Source organism: Bdellovibrio sp. HCB-110, assembly GCF_047323225.1.
In the GTDB taxonomy this organism is placed as follows: Bacteria; Bdellovibrionota; Bdellovibrionia; order Bdellovibrionales; family Bdellovibrionaceae; genus Bdellovibrio.
The window spans coordinates 3,281,626-3,297,367 of the sequence record NZ_CP178750.1 but is presented as its reverse complement, the minus strand read 5'-3'; the positions used below and the strand labels follow the sequence as shown (position 1 = coordinate 3,297,367).

The 15,742-nt window shown below is 46.2% G+C and carries 14 protein-coding genes; 9 read left to right on the top strand and 5 right to left on the bottom strand.

Going from position 1 to position 15,742, the window contains the following annotated elements:
• Nucleotides 1-225 precede the first annotated feature (225 nt).
• On the top strand, nucleotides 226-960 hold the full coding sequence (locus ACL934_RS15710; RefSeq protein ID WP_374075029.1) for a DUF5602 domain-containing protein: 735 nt from the start codon (nucleotides 226-228) through the stop codon (nucleotides 958-960).
• Here the strand turns inward: ACL934_RS15710 and ACL934_RS15705 are convergent.
• Both ACL934_RS15705 and ACL934_RS15700 read right to left on the bottom strand, forming a co-directional pair.
• Entirely contained in the window at nucleotides 957-1,754 is a 798-nt protein-coding gene (locus tag ACL934_RS15705; protein WP_374075028.1) for a hypothetical protein, read from the bottom strand. The genes ACL934_RS15710 and ACL934_RS15705 overlap by 4 nt on opposite strands.
• Before the next feature lie 8 nt (nucleotides 1,755-1,762).
• Entirely contained in the window at nucleotides 1,763-2,614 is an 852-nt protein-coding gene (locus tag ACL934_RS15700) for a hypothetical protein (protein ID WP_374075027.1), read from the bottom strand.
• A 171-nt stretch (nucleotides 2,615-2,785) separates the two neighbouring features.
• Between ACL934_RS15700 and ACL934_RS15695 the strand changes: the two genes are divergently transcribed.
• The 5 genes from ACL934_RS15695 (at nucleotide 2,786) to ACL934_RS15675 (ending at nucleotide 7,482) form a co-directional block, all read left to right on the top strand.
• Entirely contained in the window at nucleotides 2,786-4,339 is a 1,554-nt protein-coding gene (locus ACL934_RS15695; protein WP_413612552.1) for a tolA protein, read from the top strand.
• Nucleotides 4,336-4,977 carry a DnaJ domain-containing protein gene (locus tag ACL934_RS15690; RefSeq protein WP_374075021.1) on the top strand — a complete coding sequence of 214 codons (642 nt, stop codon included), beginning with the start codon at nucleotides 4,336-4,338 and terminating at the stop codon, nucleotides 4,975-4,977. The genes ACL934_RS15695 and ACL934_RS15690 overlap by 4 nt, the downstream gene beginning before the upstream one ends.
• Nucleotides 4,978-5,037: 60 nt before the next feature.
• Nucleotides 5,038-5,790, top strand: a complete 753-nt coding sequence (gene rnhA, locus ACL934_RS15685) for a ribonuclease HI (protein WP_374075019.1) — start codon at nucleotides 5,038-5,040, stop codon at nucleotides 5,788-5,790.
• A gap of 7 nt (nucleotides 5,791-5,797) precedes the next feature.
• A complete protein-coding gene (locus ACL934_RS15680) occupies nucleotides 5,798-6,574 on the top strand; it encodes an SDR family NAD(P)-dependent oxidoreductase (protein ID WP_374075017.1) in 777 nt (258 codons plus the stop codon).
• A gap of 89 nt (nucleotides 6,575-6,663) precedes the next feature.
• Nucleotides 6,664-7,482 carry a substrate-binding periplasmic protein gene (locus ACL934_RS15675; protein ID WP_374075015.1) on the top strand — a complete coding sequence of 273 codons (819 nt, stop codon included), beginning with the start codon at nucleotides 6,664-6,666 and terminating at the stop codon, nucleotides 7,480-7,482.
• On the opposite strand, the gene ACL934_RS15670 is transcribed toward ACL934_RS15675, so the two are convergent.
• Genes ACL934_RS15670 through nadB form a run of 3 tightly spaced genes read right to left on the bottom strand, consistent with a single transcriptional unit; the run spans nucleotide 7,479 to nucleotide 10,563 of the window.
• Nucleotides 7,479-8,060 (bottom strand): hypothetical protein, encoded by a 582-nt coding sequence (locus ACL934_RS15670; RefSeq protein ID WP_374075012.1) that lies wholly within the window; start codon nucleotides 8,058-8,060, stop codon nucleotides 7,479-7,481. The genes ACL934_RS15675 and ACL934_RS15670 overlap by 4 nt on opposite strands.
• Nucleotides 8,060-8,911 carry an alpha/beta hydrolase gene (locus tag ACL934_RS15665; protein WP_374075010.1) on the bottom strand — a complete coding sequence of 284 codons (852 nt, stop codon included), beginning with the start codon at nucleotides 8,909-8,911 and terminating at the stop codon, nucleotides 8,060-8,062. The genes ACL934_RS15670 and ACL934_RS15665 overlap by 1 nt, the downstream gene beginning before the upstream one ends.
• Before the next feature lie 38 nt (nucleotides 8,912-8,949).
• On the bottom strand, nucleotides 8,950-10,563 hold the full coding sequence (gene nadB, locus ACL934_RS15660; RefSeq protein WP_413612551.1) for an L-aspartate oxidase: 1,614 nt from the start codon (nucleotides 10,561-10,563) through the stop codon (nucleotides 8,950-8,952).
• A 183-nt stretch (nucleotides 10,564-10,746) separates the two neighbouring features.
• Here nadB and ACL934_RS15655 point away from each other — a divergent pair, with 183 nt between their 5' ends.
• The 3 genes from ACL934_RS15655 to alr are packed head-to-tail and all read left to right on the top strand — an operon-like array spanning nucleotide 10,747 to nucleotide 15,741.
• A complete protein-coding gene (locus ACL934_RS15655; protein ID WP_374075008.1) occupies nucleotides 10,747-13,023 on the top strand; it encodes a sensor histidine kinase in 2,277 nt (758 codons plus the stop codon).
• Nucleotides 13,024-14,520, top strand: a complete 1,497-nt coding sequence (locus tag ACL934_RS15650; RefSeq protein WP_374075006.1) for a GGDEF domain-containing protein — start codon at nucleotides 13,024-13,026, stop codon at nucleotides 14,518-14,520.
• A 21-nt stretch (nucleotides 14,521-14,541) separates the two neighbouring features.
• Complete coding sequence (gene alr / locus ACL934_RS15645) at nucleotides 14,542-15,741, top strand: alanine racemase (RefSeq protein WP_374075004.1); 1,200 nt, start codon at nucleotides 14,542-14,544, stop codon at nucleotides 15,739-15,741.
• Nucleotide 15,742: the final 1 nt, after the last annotated feature.

The window sequence follows — 15,742 nt, the reverse complement described above, 5'->3', positions numbered from 1 at the left end:
AGGAGATACAAATGCACTGACAGTGCCACGACAAAATGGCCCCGCTGTGAATTAATTGCATTACAGGTTTTAAAGACGTCTAAAGTTTAAACGGAGGACAATTCGGGGAAATCTCAATATGAGACAGTGGTCTCCCATGATTTCAAACACTGGATCTCACAGAGTTTGGAGGAAATGGGGGCTCTAGATCTATTCTTAGAGGAAATCCAAAGGAGGGATTATTCTATGAGAGAACTCATTATCTTTTGCTGTCTGCTATTTGCGGGGTTGAATGCCCAGGCTTTCAAGATTTATGGAAAGGCCGTCGAAGTGGGCGAGGGAGCGGCTCGGGTCTTTGTTGACGTCGATAAATATGGGAAGCTAAACACAATGGGAGTGGTTCTTTCGGAGAAAGCTCTTCAGGGGCTTCCGACTCATATGCCTATGACGAACTATGTTTTGAATTTGCCTTCTGTCTTAAATATTCCGCCTTACACTCACGTCGTTCTGAACTGGAATCCTCACGGTCACGAGCCTGATCCGGTCTATGGGCTTCCCCATTTTGACGTGCACTTCTATTTTATCTCTCGAGAAATCCAAGAAGCCATCACTTGTGCCGGAGCAGATCATGAGGTTTGTATGAAGGCACCAGAGTCCGGAGAAATTCCTCCGTTTTATGTCTCAACTCCCGAGGGAGTTCCGACAATGGGATGGCACTGGCTGGATCCTCGTTCTCCTGAATTTCACGGCAAAACTTTCACGGCGACTTACATCTATGGTTTCTATAATGGTGACATGCATTTCTTAGAACCGATGATCACAAGAGACTTCTTATTGAGTAAAAAGAAATTTGAAAAAGAGGTTCCAGTGCCTGCGGTTGTCGCCAAGAAAGGTTACTATCCACGAGCCTATGGAACTGATTTTGATTCGAGTAAAAAAGTTCACTTTGTTATTCTGAAGAATTTTATTAAGAAAAATTAAAAGGCAAAAACTTTACTGCAAAAGCGGGCGGCACTTCTTTGAATAAGCTGCTGTCCGCGTGCCATTTGAAGGGGACTTTGCCAGTGCTTAACCCATACTTCGCTAGCGACCTGTGAAAAAGCTTTGCCGCTTTGTTGTGCTTCGCGAATAGAGAAATCAATCATGGCCAACCATAAAAGAGCTTTGTTGCGCTCCATAGCCCATTGAGCTTCCGTGGCAGGGTAGTGCTTCTCGTTTGTGCGAGAAGAATCAAATTGATTCTGATAATTAAATTGCCCTAGGGAATTCACAGCGACGAGGGGAGGTTTTGCAAAATTAACTTGATCGTCAATCAGGATCGTTCTTTGTGAAGACCAATCAGGAATGCCCTTATCAATATTTTTCTTGTAGCGCTCTGAAAAAGATAAAGTCTCATTCTGAGATACGACCGTCAAATCCGCCTTTGAAAGAACTTTATGAGCGATCTCTTTTAAAGATCTTCCATCAGACAGATAAACGCTTCCAAGCAAAGATTCGTTGCGGGACTTTTCGCCGCCACTAAAAAAGCTGATGCGCACTTCGGGATACTTTATCAAAAGAGTCTCAATAACATCGGTCAGGTGATCGGTGGCTCGATAGAGTTTTCCTTCAACGGCGAGAGTTTGGTGGTTTTGTTGATTAGGTTCTTTGGAATCAATGCTATAAAAAGTCGTCCAATCAATATCAAAGACAATATCAATGGGAGCCGGTGACTGAGCGAAAGCCGTCGACTGGAAGCTTATTAAAAGTATAAGTGCGACCAGCCAAGCGTGCATCTTTCCCTCTAGAAAATGACGGTCATTGAACCGTAAACCAACGAGTTGTTTTCATCCATAATTTGGACGTTAGAATCAGATCCATTCGGTCTTAAAGTAGAGCCGCCATTTGTATGGCCAACGGCTACAGCCCAAGTCGGATTGAATTGGTAACCCAGCTCTTGGCTCATTTCAAAAGAGTCTCTCATCACATTTTGGTAAGACCATGTATTTCGATGCATGAAATCCGCTGACAAAGAAGCTCCGGATTCCCAGCTGTAAGAAACAGAGACGGTTTGATTCGAAGAGTACTGCGTGTTCACGCGACCATCGAGAGCGGTTTCGTATTGATGGATATTTCGAGCCGCAGAAATAGAACCGGATAAATCCAGTCCCGTAATGAGACGGTCGGGGTTTACGATCACATTTAAAGAAGAAGAAACTGAAGTTAAAAGGTTTTGGCGCGTGTGGGAGTCTTTCGACGTTGGTGCAGTAAGACCCACGCGGTAGCCGATCAAAAAGTGAGTGCCGACTTCAAAAGGAGATCGGCTCACGCTCAGGGACGTGTCAGACCAGTCATCCGTCTCTGGATACTTCAAATCCTGAGAGTAACCACCTTGAATGCGTGCCGTGAATTTATCATTGAGTTTCAAATTAAAACGAAGAGAGTAGTCCATGCCATCTTTGCGGGAACCGTCTTTAAAATCTACCAGGCTTGTTGAGCGGCTGACATTCACGTATCCACTCCATAAACGGCCTTCTTTCTTAGGCTGTTGCACTACGAGAGAAGAGGTCACTGACGCGTTATTATTGGCAAAAGCAGGACCTGCCAATAAAACAGTAGCCAAGATTCCGATCAAGGGACGAATAGCAAAAGACATAAGGCACTCTCCTCAGAAGGTATGAGATTGCAGGGACAGTGCCATGACAGGCGGGGCCAGATTGCTTCCAGGCAACCCGAAGCTGTCTAAGAATTGGACAGGAGACAAACGACGCGCAAACTTCACGAAAGTCTCGTGAGTATAGCGGACGTTTTTACCGATAAACAAACAATGAACGTGACAGTATCTGTGATGTTATTCTTTGTCCTCTGGTTCTCTGTGAAAGCAGAGGCATCGACATCCCATCTCGAACTTTTATACACGAAACAAATTGCATGGACTGCTGCGAACTTAGAAGACCCTAAAGTCGTTAGTTCCTTCCGCGCATCTTTTAAAAGTCTCCTAGCGGATAAAGCTAAAATGGCGCAATTGCAGACGGCAGAGGGAAAAAAGATTTTGCAACAAGGGCAGAATCTTTTAGGTGTCGTGCAACTTAAAGAGCGTTTGCAGAAGTGTCTTTTGTCTCACGCAGCCGCCAAGGGCGTGTCTGAAGCTTTGGCAAAGGCTTTAGACTCTCAAGTTTTAAATACCGGAATTTGTGCTGAGATTGTTGAAGAGGAAAAAAAGATTCAAAACTTTGGTAAAGCCGTCGAGAAAAGTCTTAAAGAAGATGCCCGAGCGAAAATTTTGAATTCAGCGCAAAAGCAATTGAGTAGCACGCAAGCCTATTGGCAAGAAGCGGCCAAGAAAGACACGTTGGATATTGCTGTCGAACTCACGGATCGAGAGAGAGAGATGCAAGTCAAGCCTCCGCAAGCAGGAACGGACCTTTTGCTTTATACCAAAGCCATTCGCGAGAGAAAAAATAAAGAGGTGATTGTTCAGAACGACGTGAAGCTGGCCTTCGCTGAAGTACAGGCAGAACTAAAATCTCACGAAGACTATTTGAAAGAAACCGCGAAGAAAAATGTCGATGAGGCGCTGCAAAGTTTATTAGTCACAAACCCCGCGGCCAGTGCGCAGTTTCTGATGGAAAATCCAGGGGCTTTGGATATGATTTGTAAAACGCTGCAAGACTACGACAAAAAGGCGCAGAACAAAGAAACTTTGGATAAAGCGATCTTCTGGGGCGGTCTTGTTATTGGGGGAGTTCTTCTTGCAACGGGAATCGGCGCGGGCGTGGGAGCTGCCGTTCTTTCTGGAACCGCAGCGGCGGGCACGCTGACAACTGTCGCAGCAGGAGCCGCTCTTGCGGGAACGATCGCGGGTGGTGGTGAAGCCATTTATGCTTCTTCCAAAGCCCATGAATCTTTTATTGAAGCCAGAAATTTAAGGGCCTCTGCTTTTGCTGAAGGTTCATCAAATAACTCCTTTGCAAAAGCAGATAAAGCCAAAGATCAAGCGTACTCGGAGCTTGCAGAAGCTGGATTTTCAGCGGCGTCGATCATTCCGTTTGGTGCGGGATTAAAAGTGATGAAAAATGCTGCGCAGGCGTCGCGCTTAGGATCTTATGCGAAGGTGGCCAAAGAAGGGGCCAAAGTCGAAGCTGAATCCGTCAGATCTTTGGCGACATCGCTGAAAGAAATTTCTTCGGATAAAGATGTTCTTAAAGTTTTAGAGAACAGTCAGAAGAAGGTCGACTCGGAAGAGATGGGCATGTTCTTGGGATATTTATCTGATTTACCTCTGAACGAACGCAAACAAGTCATGGAGCTTATTAAAAAGAAACCGGAAAAAGTTCCCGATGCCATTCGCGAATCTTCGAAATCAGGAGTGTGCAAATGAAATCGTTAATTCTGATCTTGATATTGCTTCCATCCTTGGTTTTCGCACAAAGTGCTGAAGAAGTTCGTCGCATTATGAATTCGCAAAGCAGTTTGTACGATGTCTTGAATATCAATAAGAATGCTTCGACGGATGAAATCCGTGCGGCTTATCGTCGACTTATGAAGGCCTATCATCCCGACCGATATTTGAATGAACCACAGAAGTTGAAAGCAGCCACGGAGGTGATGAAAAAACTCAATATCACTCGGGACACTTTGATGGACCCAGTGGCGCGCCAAAAATACGACGCCACAATCAAAGTGAGTCCAAAACCTGCTAATACAACAAGCACGACGTCGAAGTGGACGCCTCCTGATTTTGGTACAAAAGAAAAACCAAAGACCTCAGAACCTCCTCCTAAGGAGGCTCAGAAGCCTGAGGAAAAACCGAAGGCCTCAACTGCCGAGGCATCCAAATCTTCTGCAGAGTCGCAAAAGCCTCAGCCCTCTGAAACAACTCCGCGGCCTCAAGAGAAAGCCGCCATCAAGGCTGAACAAGCTATGGACCCTCGGGCAAGGCAGGTGTCCAAATTCTATGAAGAGACTGCGCGTTGTGGTGACGGCTTCTATAAAAGTTTCATTGATCTCATGTTGTAATCCCTAAATAGGAAGCGATGAGCATTGACACTGCGGTGCAGAGTCCGCGAGGATTTATCTGTGCAAAATACATCACGTGACTACATTTTGATTTTTTCCGACGGTGCTTGCTCTGGAAATCCGGGTCCAGGAGGATGGGGCAGCGTTGTTCTTTTTCCCGAAGGCCGCGTTCAAGAACTGGGTGACGGAGAGCGATCCACAACAAACAATCGTATGGAAATGACGGCCGCTTTAGAGGCGCTCAAGTTTGTAAGAGACCACGTCGGTTCTATTCATTTCTATACGGATTCCACATATCTGATCCGTGGAATCACACAGTGGATCTGGGGATGGAAAAAAAGAAATTGGAGAACGGCGGAAGGCCAAGAGGTTTCCAATCGCGATCTTTGGGAAGAAATCGCAAAGGTTGTGCAAGAGCGTGGAACGAAGGGAAAAATTGAATGGAAGTATTCCCGTGGACACGTGGGAACTCCGGGCAATGAAAGGTGTGACCGTATTGCGGTGGCATTTTCAAAAAATGAATACGTGTCTTTGTATTCAGGATCTTTGGAAAATTATTCGATCAATTTATTGGAAGTTCCGGCAGATACTTCTTTACCTGAAATGCGTCAGCCGGGAGAAAAAAAAGAAGCCTTCAGTTACCTCAGCAACTTAGGTGGCTTGGTCTATCGTCACAAGAATTGGCCATCTTGCCAAAAGCGTGTCAGTGGCCAATCGGGAGCCAAGTTTAAAAAAGCGATGTCGGCAGCAGAGGAAATTGAAATTCTGAAGTCCTGGGGGCTCAGTCCTCAGACGGAAATCAGAGAAGGATGAGCGGATCATGGAGATTGTAAATCGTCACGTCTTAGTTACCGGAGCCAGTCGCGGAATTGGTAAAGCCTTTGCGAAAATGTGCGCTGAAGACAAAGCTCATTTGCATGTCGTCATAAGAAAAACCGATGGCGATATCGTGAAGGAATTGGAAAGTGCCGGAGCCAAATCGGTGACGGTGTGGGAAGCCGACCTGGCAACTCGCGAGGGTGTGGAAGCTTTGGTAAAAAACTTGAAAGACGTCCAAATCGACATCCTTTTTAATAACGCCGGAATGTTGACGGGCGGTTTGATCGAAGAACAACCTGTTAATGACATTTATAAAATGCTCCAAGTGAACGTGAATGCACTTATTCATCTTACTCACGGTGTTCTTCCAGGAATGCTGCAAAGAAAACGTGGCAAGATTATCAATAACTCCAGCGTTTCGGCTTTCATGCATTTCCCTTGCGCTTCGACTTACGCCGCCTCCAAAGCGGCCGTTGCGGCCTTTACGGATTGCATTCGTATGGAATTAAAAGACACCGGGGTTTCAACACTTCTTTTGGTGACTCCCGCAATTAACACCCGCATGTTTTCTGAAATTGAGACTCTTTATTCTAAAAACTTTCAGATTCCCAACGACACTATTTCGCCAGCGAAGTATGCCCAGATGATTCGCGATGCGATCATTCACGATATCGAGGTTTTAGAGCCCTCTGGACTTACGGGTGTGGGCCTAAAAATCGCTAAATTTGCAAAGCCTCTTTTTGAGATTGAGGTCGCTCGGCGATTTAAGAGGTCTTAGACGGCCACTCATAAAATGTGAGTCTTACTTTCGCGTAAGGGTGCTTTATTGCCCTTAGCAAAGTTCCGAGAAAGAGTGCAGGAAGTTAAATGATCACACTCTTTCGCTCAGCCCTCTTACTTTTAGTTCTTGGCTTTTTGGCGCAGCAAGTGCCTGCCCAATACCAAGATATGACCTCCAAGAATGCTTGTGAGCGAAGATTCCTCGTGGGTCTGAATAACTTTGAACCTCTCGCGTATAGAGAAGGGGGGCGCCTAAAAGGTTTAGCTCACGATATTGTCGAAGTTTTTAAGGAAAAAATGGGCTGCCAATTTATCGAATCCGATATGGCTCGTCCAACGGCCGTTGATCAAATGAACCATGGGCGCCTCGACATGTTGGCATTGATGGTGAAGTCTTCCGAGTATGAAGGCGGCGGAGATTTTCTTCCTTTCTACAACAGTCATCGTGAATTGACGGTCTCTAAAAAGTCCTTCGTCAAAGGTAAAAAGATCGAAGACTATTTGGCTGACGATAAAATCAAATTTGCCTACATGATTGCCAATCGTTCTGTGATTACCGAAGCCGAAGAAAAAAGTCTTCTTAAAGCTTCGCGTTTGGTGGGAGTGCCGGGACCTGATGATGCGTTTCGCTTGCTCAGAGAGGGCCGTGTTCAAGCCGTGCTCTTTTCAGCGTTTGTGAATACCTATCATACGCAAAAACACAAGATGAAGGATCAGGTGGAGACGGTCGTCGATCATAGCAAGAAAGTTCAGGTTGGAGTTTACCTTTCCAAGCGTCGGGTAAGTCCCTCTGAAAAAGAGATGTTTGAAAAGGCTTTGGCTGAAATGAAAAAAGACGGAAGTTTCCTTCGCGTCTTTTCAAAATACATGAGCAAAGAAGAAGCTCTTCGCCGTTTAGAAAACTAAGGTTTAAATTCCAGGGCTCCAGAGCCCACAGCCCCGGTCACCGTCATTTTTAAAAGCTTACCTTCCAGGGAACGCATTGGCACCGGGAATGTCACGGAATAAGGCGTGTAGAAGCGGTTGTGGTAAGGATAAAGGCCTTCGATTTCCGCGAGCTGCAATTTGATTTTCGTCGCCTTGCCTTCGTAGCGTTTGCCGTCCACGTCCAAGAAAATCTTCCACATTGTGTTGGCTTTAAATAAATCGTCGTTCTTTCTTTCGGGCGTATAAAAACTCAAGAACACTTCCGTTTCTTTACTAAGGCGAGTTTCATACTTGGCTTTTTCCTCTGCGAATCGTTTTTCATCCCATTGATAAAGCATCGCACTTTGATCCAATTGCGCCATCGCTACGTCAGAATTGATCAGCGTCGCTTCCATATCCAAGGTGTTGTAAAAACCAGAATAGCGGCGGACATTGTCAGAGTGCTTTTCAATTACGGACATGTAGTCGCCCGTCGTGCGCATCGTGCGACCGGCGGGAGTGACTTCATAAGAAGCACAAGCTGTAAGAAACAAGAAGAGACCCAGGAAGTATTTCATTATTTAGACTCCAAAAAACCATCTAAAAACTTTTTGATATCAGCAAATACAGTGTTGCGGATGATGTCGTTGATCAACTCATGCTTGGCGCCCGGATAGACATAGAGTTCTTTTTTAGCACTGCCGACTTTCTCATAGAAGGCTTTGGCTTCCGGAGAGCTCACCACTTCGTCATTTTCCGCAATAATAAATAATGCGGGCTTTTTGATTTCATTCGCGCGAGGACGAACAAACTCAAAAGAATCCAAGAAACCTAAGAAAGCGCCCGGTGACACGCGCGTGTGGCGAAGAGCATCTTGTTCAAATTCACGAATCACATCCGGATCGCGAGTGAGCATTTCGTTTTTAAGCTCATTGCCCATGGTGATTTGCGGAAGGATTTTATTAAAGATCGTTGCTGCCTTGGATTTATAAAGAGGCACAGGAACAGAAAGACCCAAAAGTGGCGAGCTGACGATCAAGGCTGTGTAGTTAATATCAGAATGGCGCAACAAAGTTTTTAATTGCACCAAACCGCCCATGGAGTGACAGAAAAGAATGACGGGTCCTTTACGAACTTTTTCATTCTGCATCACCATGTCTAAAAAGATTTTATAATCGCGGCAGTAGTCATCGAATTCGGCGACGAAACCACGACGTCCTTCCGAACGTCCGTGGCCGCGCAAGTCCCAGGCATAAAAATTCCATTTGTCGTTTTCAAATGCTTTGACCAAGCGGCTGTAAGATTCGGAATGTTCGCCGTGACCGTGAGTGATGATGATCGTTCCTTGAGCTTCGGGATTTTCCCAAACTTGAAAGAACAAATTAACGTCCTGATAACCTTTAAAGAAGCCTTCAGATCTTTTGTACATACCCATTCAGCTTGCCGCGAGAGACCTCGCGGCGCAAGTCAAATCAGGCCCCGGACCACGATTGTATCGTGCGGGTTTGGACTCTTTTCTGGATAGTCGATGTTGTAGTGAATGCCTCGGGATTCATGGCGGCGCAAAGCGCACTCCACGGATAGATCGGCCACAATAGCAATATTACGCAGCTCCAAAATGTCAGAGTGAATTTTCATGTTTGAATAATACTCTTTCGTCTCTGCCAGAATATTTTTAAGGCGGTGCTGCGCTCTTTCCAGACGTTTGTTAGAGCGAAGAATCCCCATGTAGTTCCACATCAAGCGGCGGATCTCGTCCCACATGTGATTGATAACGATCATCTCGTCATCATTGGACTCTTGCGGGTGGGTCCAGGGTTTTGGTTCTTTCTTAAAGAACTCATAAGAATTCCAATGAGTTTTAATTTCTTCAGAGCAATTGTGAGCCGTCGTTAAACACTCAAGCAAAGAGTTGGAGGCCAAACGATTTGCGCCGTGCAATCCTGTGCAAGCCGTTTCACCAATTGCCCAAAGGCCCGGAATGTCCGTGCGTCCACTGATGTCAGTAAGAACTCCGCCGCAAAGATAGTGAGCGGCCGGAACAACCGGAATAGGCTGCACACTCATGTCGATGCCATACTCCATGCACTTGTTGAAAATAGTCGGGAAGCGAGATTTCAAAAACTCACGATCCAGTTTGGTCATGTCTAAGTAAACACACTCCGCTCCGGTTTTTTTCATTTCGTTGTCGATGGAGCGAGCCACAACATCACGGGGAGCTAAAGATCCGAGCTTGTGATACTTCGACATAAAAGCATTGCCTTTGCTGTCGATAAGTTCACCGCCTTCGCCACGCAAAGCTTCGGAAATCAAAAAGTTGCGAGACTCGCGATGGAAGAGGCACGTCGGATGAAACTGCATGAACTCAAGATTCGCAATGCGTGCACCCACTCGGTAGGCCATGGCAATGCCATCACCCGTAGCGCCGCTCCAGTTGGAGGTGTAAAGATAAACTTTGCCCGCACCACCGGTTGCCAGAATCGTGTTCTTTGCTAAAAATGTATGCACCTCGTTATCATTTTTATTGAGAGCATAACAGCCGATGCAATTCACCGGATTCATGTCTTCCGGGTCGACCTCTTTGTTCACGATCAGATCAATAGCGTAAAAACGTTCCATCAAAGTGATGTTAGGATTTTCACGAACACGGGCCAAAAGAGTGCGATGAATTTCCAAACCAGTTTGGTCTTCGAAGTGAAGAATGCGGCGGAAACTGTGTCCGCCTTCGCGCGTCAAATCAATCTCATTGGTCTCTTCAGAGCCTCTTTTTCGTACGTCAAAATGGACGCCCCAGTTTATTAAATCATGAATGCGATCAGGGGCTTGCTCGACGTAGTCTCGGACAACTGTTTCTTTGCAAAGTCCAGCCCCGGCGACCAGGGTGTCTTGAATGTGAGACTCAAAACTATCCTCTTCCGACATGACCGCAGAGATTCCCCCTTGAGCCATGGCAGAGTTTGTTCCGCCTGCGGTTTCCTTCGCAAGAACAATGACTTTCCCGTGAGAGGAAAGCTTCAGGGCAAGAGCGAGACCGGCAGTGCCGGAACCAATAATCAAAACATCGGAGCGATGAGTACTCATAGTGACGATCTTCTACTCCTTTTAATCGCTTTTGCAAAGGACTCTTACTTGCATCTTATCACTTTCTAAAACTACAATAATATCAATGATGTTCGGGCCAGTCGGAGCAGATCAAGAGGAACTGCTTCAGCCTACGCGCCACGGCGCTTTGGCACTGCCGACATCCGCCGAGGAAGGATCGAAATGAAAGTAAAACTCATCGCCGTTTTGGTTGCTGTTGCAGCATTATTTATTGGCGCAGTTTTATGGCGTACCGACAGCTTTGTGTACGGGGACCGAATGAGTTGGGTGGAGTCGCAAACTCGCACGCAACTGGGAGCCATGAATCACTCATTAGCAACGGAATTAAAATCCTTGCAAAGAGTTGTTTCAACTTTCAATGCAGAAAACTTTCAAAAAGGAAAATTAAATTGGAATTCTTTGGCGCCCTATTATGCAGCGGCGTCTTTCTCTGTCAGCGGTGGAAATCTTGAGCCGCAAGTTTTGTTAACGAAAGAAAATTCAAAAGCCGCGAACTGGACAAAAGAGTTTGTGAAATCAGCTCTAGGTTCTATCGCGGGACGTACCTCTGATTTGCGTTTTTACGTAAAACCTTTTCAAGATTCACAGCACGGCCGTTATGTCGGGTTGTTGTTCTTAGAGGGCGGCAAAGCCTACGCGCTTTTTGGTTCTGGCGAAATTTTTCAATCTCTGATTGATGCGCAAAGAGGAGCTTTAAGCGCTTTCTCTATCGTGACTTCAACGGGTCTTACAGTGGGACACTCGGTGCCCGAGTATTTGGGAACGGTGATGCGCGATGATCCTGTTTTCAAAGACGCGCAACAAAGTGGTTCTTCTCATGGCAGCAACACTTACAAATTGAAGAGTGGCGATCTTTACGGAATGTACGAGATGGTTCCGCAAAGTAATTTGTTGGTGATTAGTTCAGCTCCATTGAAAGAAACCATGAAAGGCCGCGCCGGCCTTTGGTGGCAGTTCCTGTTGATGGGGTGTGGTCTGGCGCTTGTCGGTGTTGCGGGCGTTCTTTGGATCGTCATGCCGACAGAAAAGCAAATTGATCGTCTTGAAAATCAATTGGCAGAGATCAAGGCAAAACCGGCAGCTCCCGCGGTTCCTGAAAAAGTCATCGCACTTGATCCTGAGATTGCGCAGAAAGAAAAAGTCGAAGCATCCATGCGAGTGGCGTCGGCTTTGGCTCACGAAATGCGCGGACCTTTGGCTTCGATCTTGGGTTATTCACAAATGATTTTGGCTAAAGAGCCAGGCTCTGAAATCGTGCAAAGCACGGAATCTATTTTGCGTGAAACGCGTGCGGCTCGTGGAGTGTTGGATAAACTTTTGGGTTACGCGGGCGAAGAGGTCAAAGAAAAGAACTCCATGAAGCTTGAAGGACCTTTGGTTAAAGCTCTCAAAGGTTTGGAAACGACGTTTGCACAAAAAGGTGTGAAGCTTGTTAAAAACATCCAAGACACTTCAGCCATTGATTTGCATGTCGATGCGGTGATTCGCGCGATAACAAACATTCTGCAAAACTCTGTCGAAGCCATGGAAAGAATGGCGAAGAAAGAAGTGAAAGTAGATTTGTTTGAAGATGCTGAAGGTATTCACATGGTGATCGAAGACACGGGGGAGGGCATTGAAGCTCACAACGTGGAAAAAATCTTTGATCCCTTTTTCACGACTCGCTCTTTCCACAACCACATGGGCTTGGGTCTTTCCGTCGCTTTCGGTATTTTGAAAGAGCACAATGCCGAAGTTCGAGTGGAGTCTCAACGCGGTCAGGGAACGAAAGTGATCGTGCTCTTTAGAAAATTGCAAACTCAAGCCGTTTTGAAAGCGCCGGAAGTAAAGGAAGAAGTAGTGATGATCTCTCCAGAATTGCCTCAGCTGAAAGAAGAATCTGTGCACCGTGAAGAAGCTGAAGTTCAATTTGCGGAAGTTCAAGCAACGACGCCTCCGGGATCACCTCTAGATGTGAATATTGACAGCCTTTTGGAACTTCCTGAAGTAGCGCCTGTGCAAGAAGCCGTTGAAGCGGCGCCGAAAGAATCCGAAATGCCGACGGTTGTTGCGGCGGCTCCTGTGGCGGAAGTTCCTGCGGAGCCAGTGAAACCTGTCATTCCTCCTCCGCCAGCTCCGGCTGCGGCGAAGCCGACTTCGTCTTCCTCTTCGACAAGTTTATTCGGTGATGACGAAATTACATTTATCGACGGTTTCCTGGGTGAGGAAGTAAAACCAAAACCGGCTCCTGCGGCTCCCGTTGTTGAAGAAGTGACGGCAGCTCCGGTGGCTGAAAAAGCGGAAGACTTGGGTGCTCCGACAAGTGCGGAGCTTGCCGCAATGGATGATGAATTAACACCTGTGAATTTTATTGCGCCTCCGAAAGCACCTGCAAAACAAAAAACTTCAAAACTTGATTCCTATCATGTTGAGATTCGTCGCCCTGGAAAGAGGATTTAATTGAACATTCGCGATTATAGTTCTCAGTTTACAGTTTATGTTTTCACCACAGATGTGGATCTGGGGGCTTCTGCGAAGGTTTATCTTTCGCAGGCCGGATATGATGCTTATTACTTTCAAGACGCGCAAACATTTGAACAAAGACTGCGCGACAATCCTCCGCACATTTTGGTTTTTTCAACTGCGGCGTTGGCGGGATCACTCAGTGATTTTGTAAGCCTGGTGCAAGAGATCAACGATGAGATTCGTTTCATCGCGATTTCTTCAATCTCGCAATTTGATATTCTGGCTCAATACAATTCTCATGGTTTTGTCGATGTGATTTCAGACGAAACCGCAGCCCTAGAATCCCGTATCGTGTGGTCTGTGGATCGCGCTTGTGAAAAACTGTATCTGACCTATCAGAATGAACAGCTTTTTGATGATTTGAATTCTGCCAATGCCAAAGCCGAGGAAATCCACTCCGCGGCGGTGACGAGCATGCAAAAAGCGGAGTCGGAAAAGGTCGTAGCTCCTTCTATTGCGATGCGAATCACAGATTATCGCACGGCTCAAAGCAAAGAAGATTTGATTCAAAAATATCTGAATCACCTGCAATCAGGAACTTTGTGCGTATTCTTTAAGTTCCTGCCATCGGTTCGTTCATTTGTGGCGACTCATGCCCAAGGAATTCCGGCCTCTGATATTCAAGGGGTGGGTGTGCAGTTGGAAGCCAACGATATGAAAGATCTCAGCGCGCAAATGGCGATGGGTCTTTTGCCTGTTCGTTTTTCTGAAATGTTGATTGAGGCCTTTCACTTTAATCCGCCCAAAGCTTTGCCGCTTTATGCACACAATGCTTTGGAAGGTCTCTTTGTTTATTCCGGTAGCCTCACACCGGGAGAGATCGCAACGATGAACGAAGAGTTCACGTTGTTGTCTTTGTGTTACGTGAACTTTGCCTTAGAGAAAAAAGTGGACTCCTTGGAGGTCCAAGATTTTGTCACCGAACTATTTAATCGCAATTACTATCAAAAAGTTTTGAGCGATGAAGTGTCCCGGGCGCGCCGATTAAAGCAGCCGATCTCGGTTGTGAAAGTGGCCTTGGACGATATTTATGAGATTGAGTCATCTTTAGGTGAAGCGGTGAGAGATGAGTTGCTAAAGTCGGTTGCAACGATCATCACTAAGACCAGCCGAACGAATGATGTGACTTGCCGAACGGCCGCGAACGAAATGGCGATGATTTTGCCTCACTGCCCGAAAAAAGGGGCAGCTTTGCGTGCGGAACGTTTGCGTCGAATTATTGAAGGCACTTCGTTCATGGATAATGGCATGAAGGTTTCTATCAGTTTGGGAATCAGTGAGTACCCATCGCTTTGCGATTCGGCGAAAACTTTGGATGAAACGGCGACGAAAGCTCTGCTCCACATCACGGATAAGGGCGGGAATAAAATTTGTTTGTACAAAGCGCCAGAAACTCATCGTCCCGAGTTTGAGATAGAAAACAGAGAATAGAGATTGGAAAATAGATTTTAGATGGAAATGTACCGTCGCACTTTTGCGGAAATTAATTTAGATCACTTGGCTCACAACATTCGTGTGTTGCAGAAAGCTTTTCCGCAAACCTTCCTTTGTCCCATGGTCAAAGCCAATGCCTATGGGCATGGTGACGTGCAGTTGGCCCGCTTTTTAGAAACTTTGGGGATCGAACATCTGGGTGTGTGTCTGATTGAAGAAGGTCTTTTGCTTCGTAACTTTGGCGTGAAAGCGGAAATTCTTGTTTTCCGTGGTTTTGATCGTGAAGGCGCGGAAAAAATTCTTCAGTACAATATGACTCCGGTGGTAAGCACGTGGGAGCAAATTGAACATCTCGAAGAAGCAGCTTCTTCTCCTGTAGGGATTCATCTTAAGTTTGATACGGGAATGAATCGTCTCGGTTTCCGACCTGAAGAAGCACAAAAACTTTTTGATCGTCTTTGGCAGAATAAAAAAATCCGCTTAAAAGCTTTGGTTACACATTTGTTTAACGGGGAAGACGCCGTTTCAGATAAAGGCCACAGTGCCGAGCAACTAAGAAAACTCGATCGGGTGAGCCAGATTTTTAAACCGTTCAATATTTTCTGCCATTCTTTAAATAGTGCGGGAATTTTGAGTTTGCTCGCATTGCAAAGAGACGGGGTTCCCGCAGGCCATCCTTTGGTATTGCAACAATGGGGAATCCGTCCCGGTCTCATGATTTACGGTTACAATCCTCTCGCGGATAAAAATATTTGCGAACTAAAACCGGTGATGAGTTTAAAATCCCAAGTGGGAACTTATAGACATCTGAAAGCCGGAGAAACCGTGTCCTACAGTGGAACTTGGACAGCCAAGCAGGATTCTGTGATTGCCGTGGTGCCGATCGGTTACGCCGATGGTTATCACCGCATTCTTTCCAATCAATCCACGGTGGTGTTTGCGGGCCAACGAGTTCCGGTGGTGGGCAATATTTGTATGGATTATCTGATGCTCGATGTGACGGCGATTGTGCAAGGAAAAGATCTGAAAGACTTCAAAGATCAAGAAGTGACTTTGTTTGGTTATGGATCGGATGGAAATTTTCTGTCTCCAGAAGAGCTTGCCCAACACGCAAAAAGTATCACATGGGAAATGCTCACGAGTGTTGGTGAACGCGTGCCGCGTATTTATACGGGGCTTGATGCCGGGTTTATCAGTGAACAGGTCGGAGATCAGTAGT

Excerpts from the sequence above, each read along its gene's own strand:
- nadB (WP_413612551.1), bottom strand. The coding sequence starts at position 10,563 with ATGAGTACTCATCGCTCCGATGTTTTGATTATTGGTTCCGGCACTGCC.
- alr (WP_374075004.1), top strand. The coding sequence starts at position 14,542 with ATGGAAATGTACCGTCGCACTTTTGCGGAAATTAATTTAGATCACTTG.
- ACL934_RS15695 (WP_413612552.1), top strand. The coding sequence starts at position 2,786 with ATGAACGTGACAGTATCTGTGATGTTATTCTTTGTCCTCTGGTTCTCT.
- ACL934_RS15680 (WP_374075017.1), top strand. The coding sequence starts at position 5,798 with ATGGAGATTGTAAATCGTCACGTCTTAGTTACCGGAGCCAGTCGCGGA.
- ACL934_RS15670 (WP_374075012.1), bottom strand. The coding sequence starts at position 8,060 with ATGAAATACTTCCTGGGTCTCTTCTTGTTTCTTACAGCTTGTGCTTCT.
- ACL934_RS15665 (WP_374075010.1), bottom strand. The coding sequence starts at position 8,911 with ATGTACAAAAGATCTGAAGGCTTCTTTAAAGGTTATCAGGACGTTAAT.
- ACL934_RS15690 (WP_374075021.1), top strand. The coding sequence starts at position 4,336 with ATGAAATCGTTAATTCTGATCTTGATATTGCTTCCATCCTTGGTTTTC.
- ACL934_RS15710 (WP_374075029.1), top strand. The coding sequence starts at position 226 with ATGAGAGAACTCATTATCTTTTGCTGTCTGCTATTTGCGGGGTTGAAT.
- ACL934_RS15655 (WP_374075008.1), top strand. The coding sequence starts at position 10,747 with ATGAAAGTAAAACTCATCGCCGTTTTGGTTGCTGTTGCAGCATTATTT.
- ACL934_RS15700 (WP_374075027.1), bottom strand. The coding sequence starts at position 2,614 with ATGTCTTTTGCTATTCGTCCCTTGATCGGAATCTTGGCTACTGTTTTA.
- ACL934_RS15675 (WP_374075015.1), top strand. The coding sequence starts at position 6,664 with ATGATCACACTCTTTCGCTCAGCCCTCTTACTTTTAGTTCTTGGCTTT.
- ACL934_RS15705 (WP_374075028.1), bottom strand. The coding sequence starts at position 1,754 with ATGCACGCTTGGCTGGTCGCACTTATACTTTTAATAAGCTTCCAGTCG.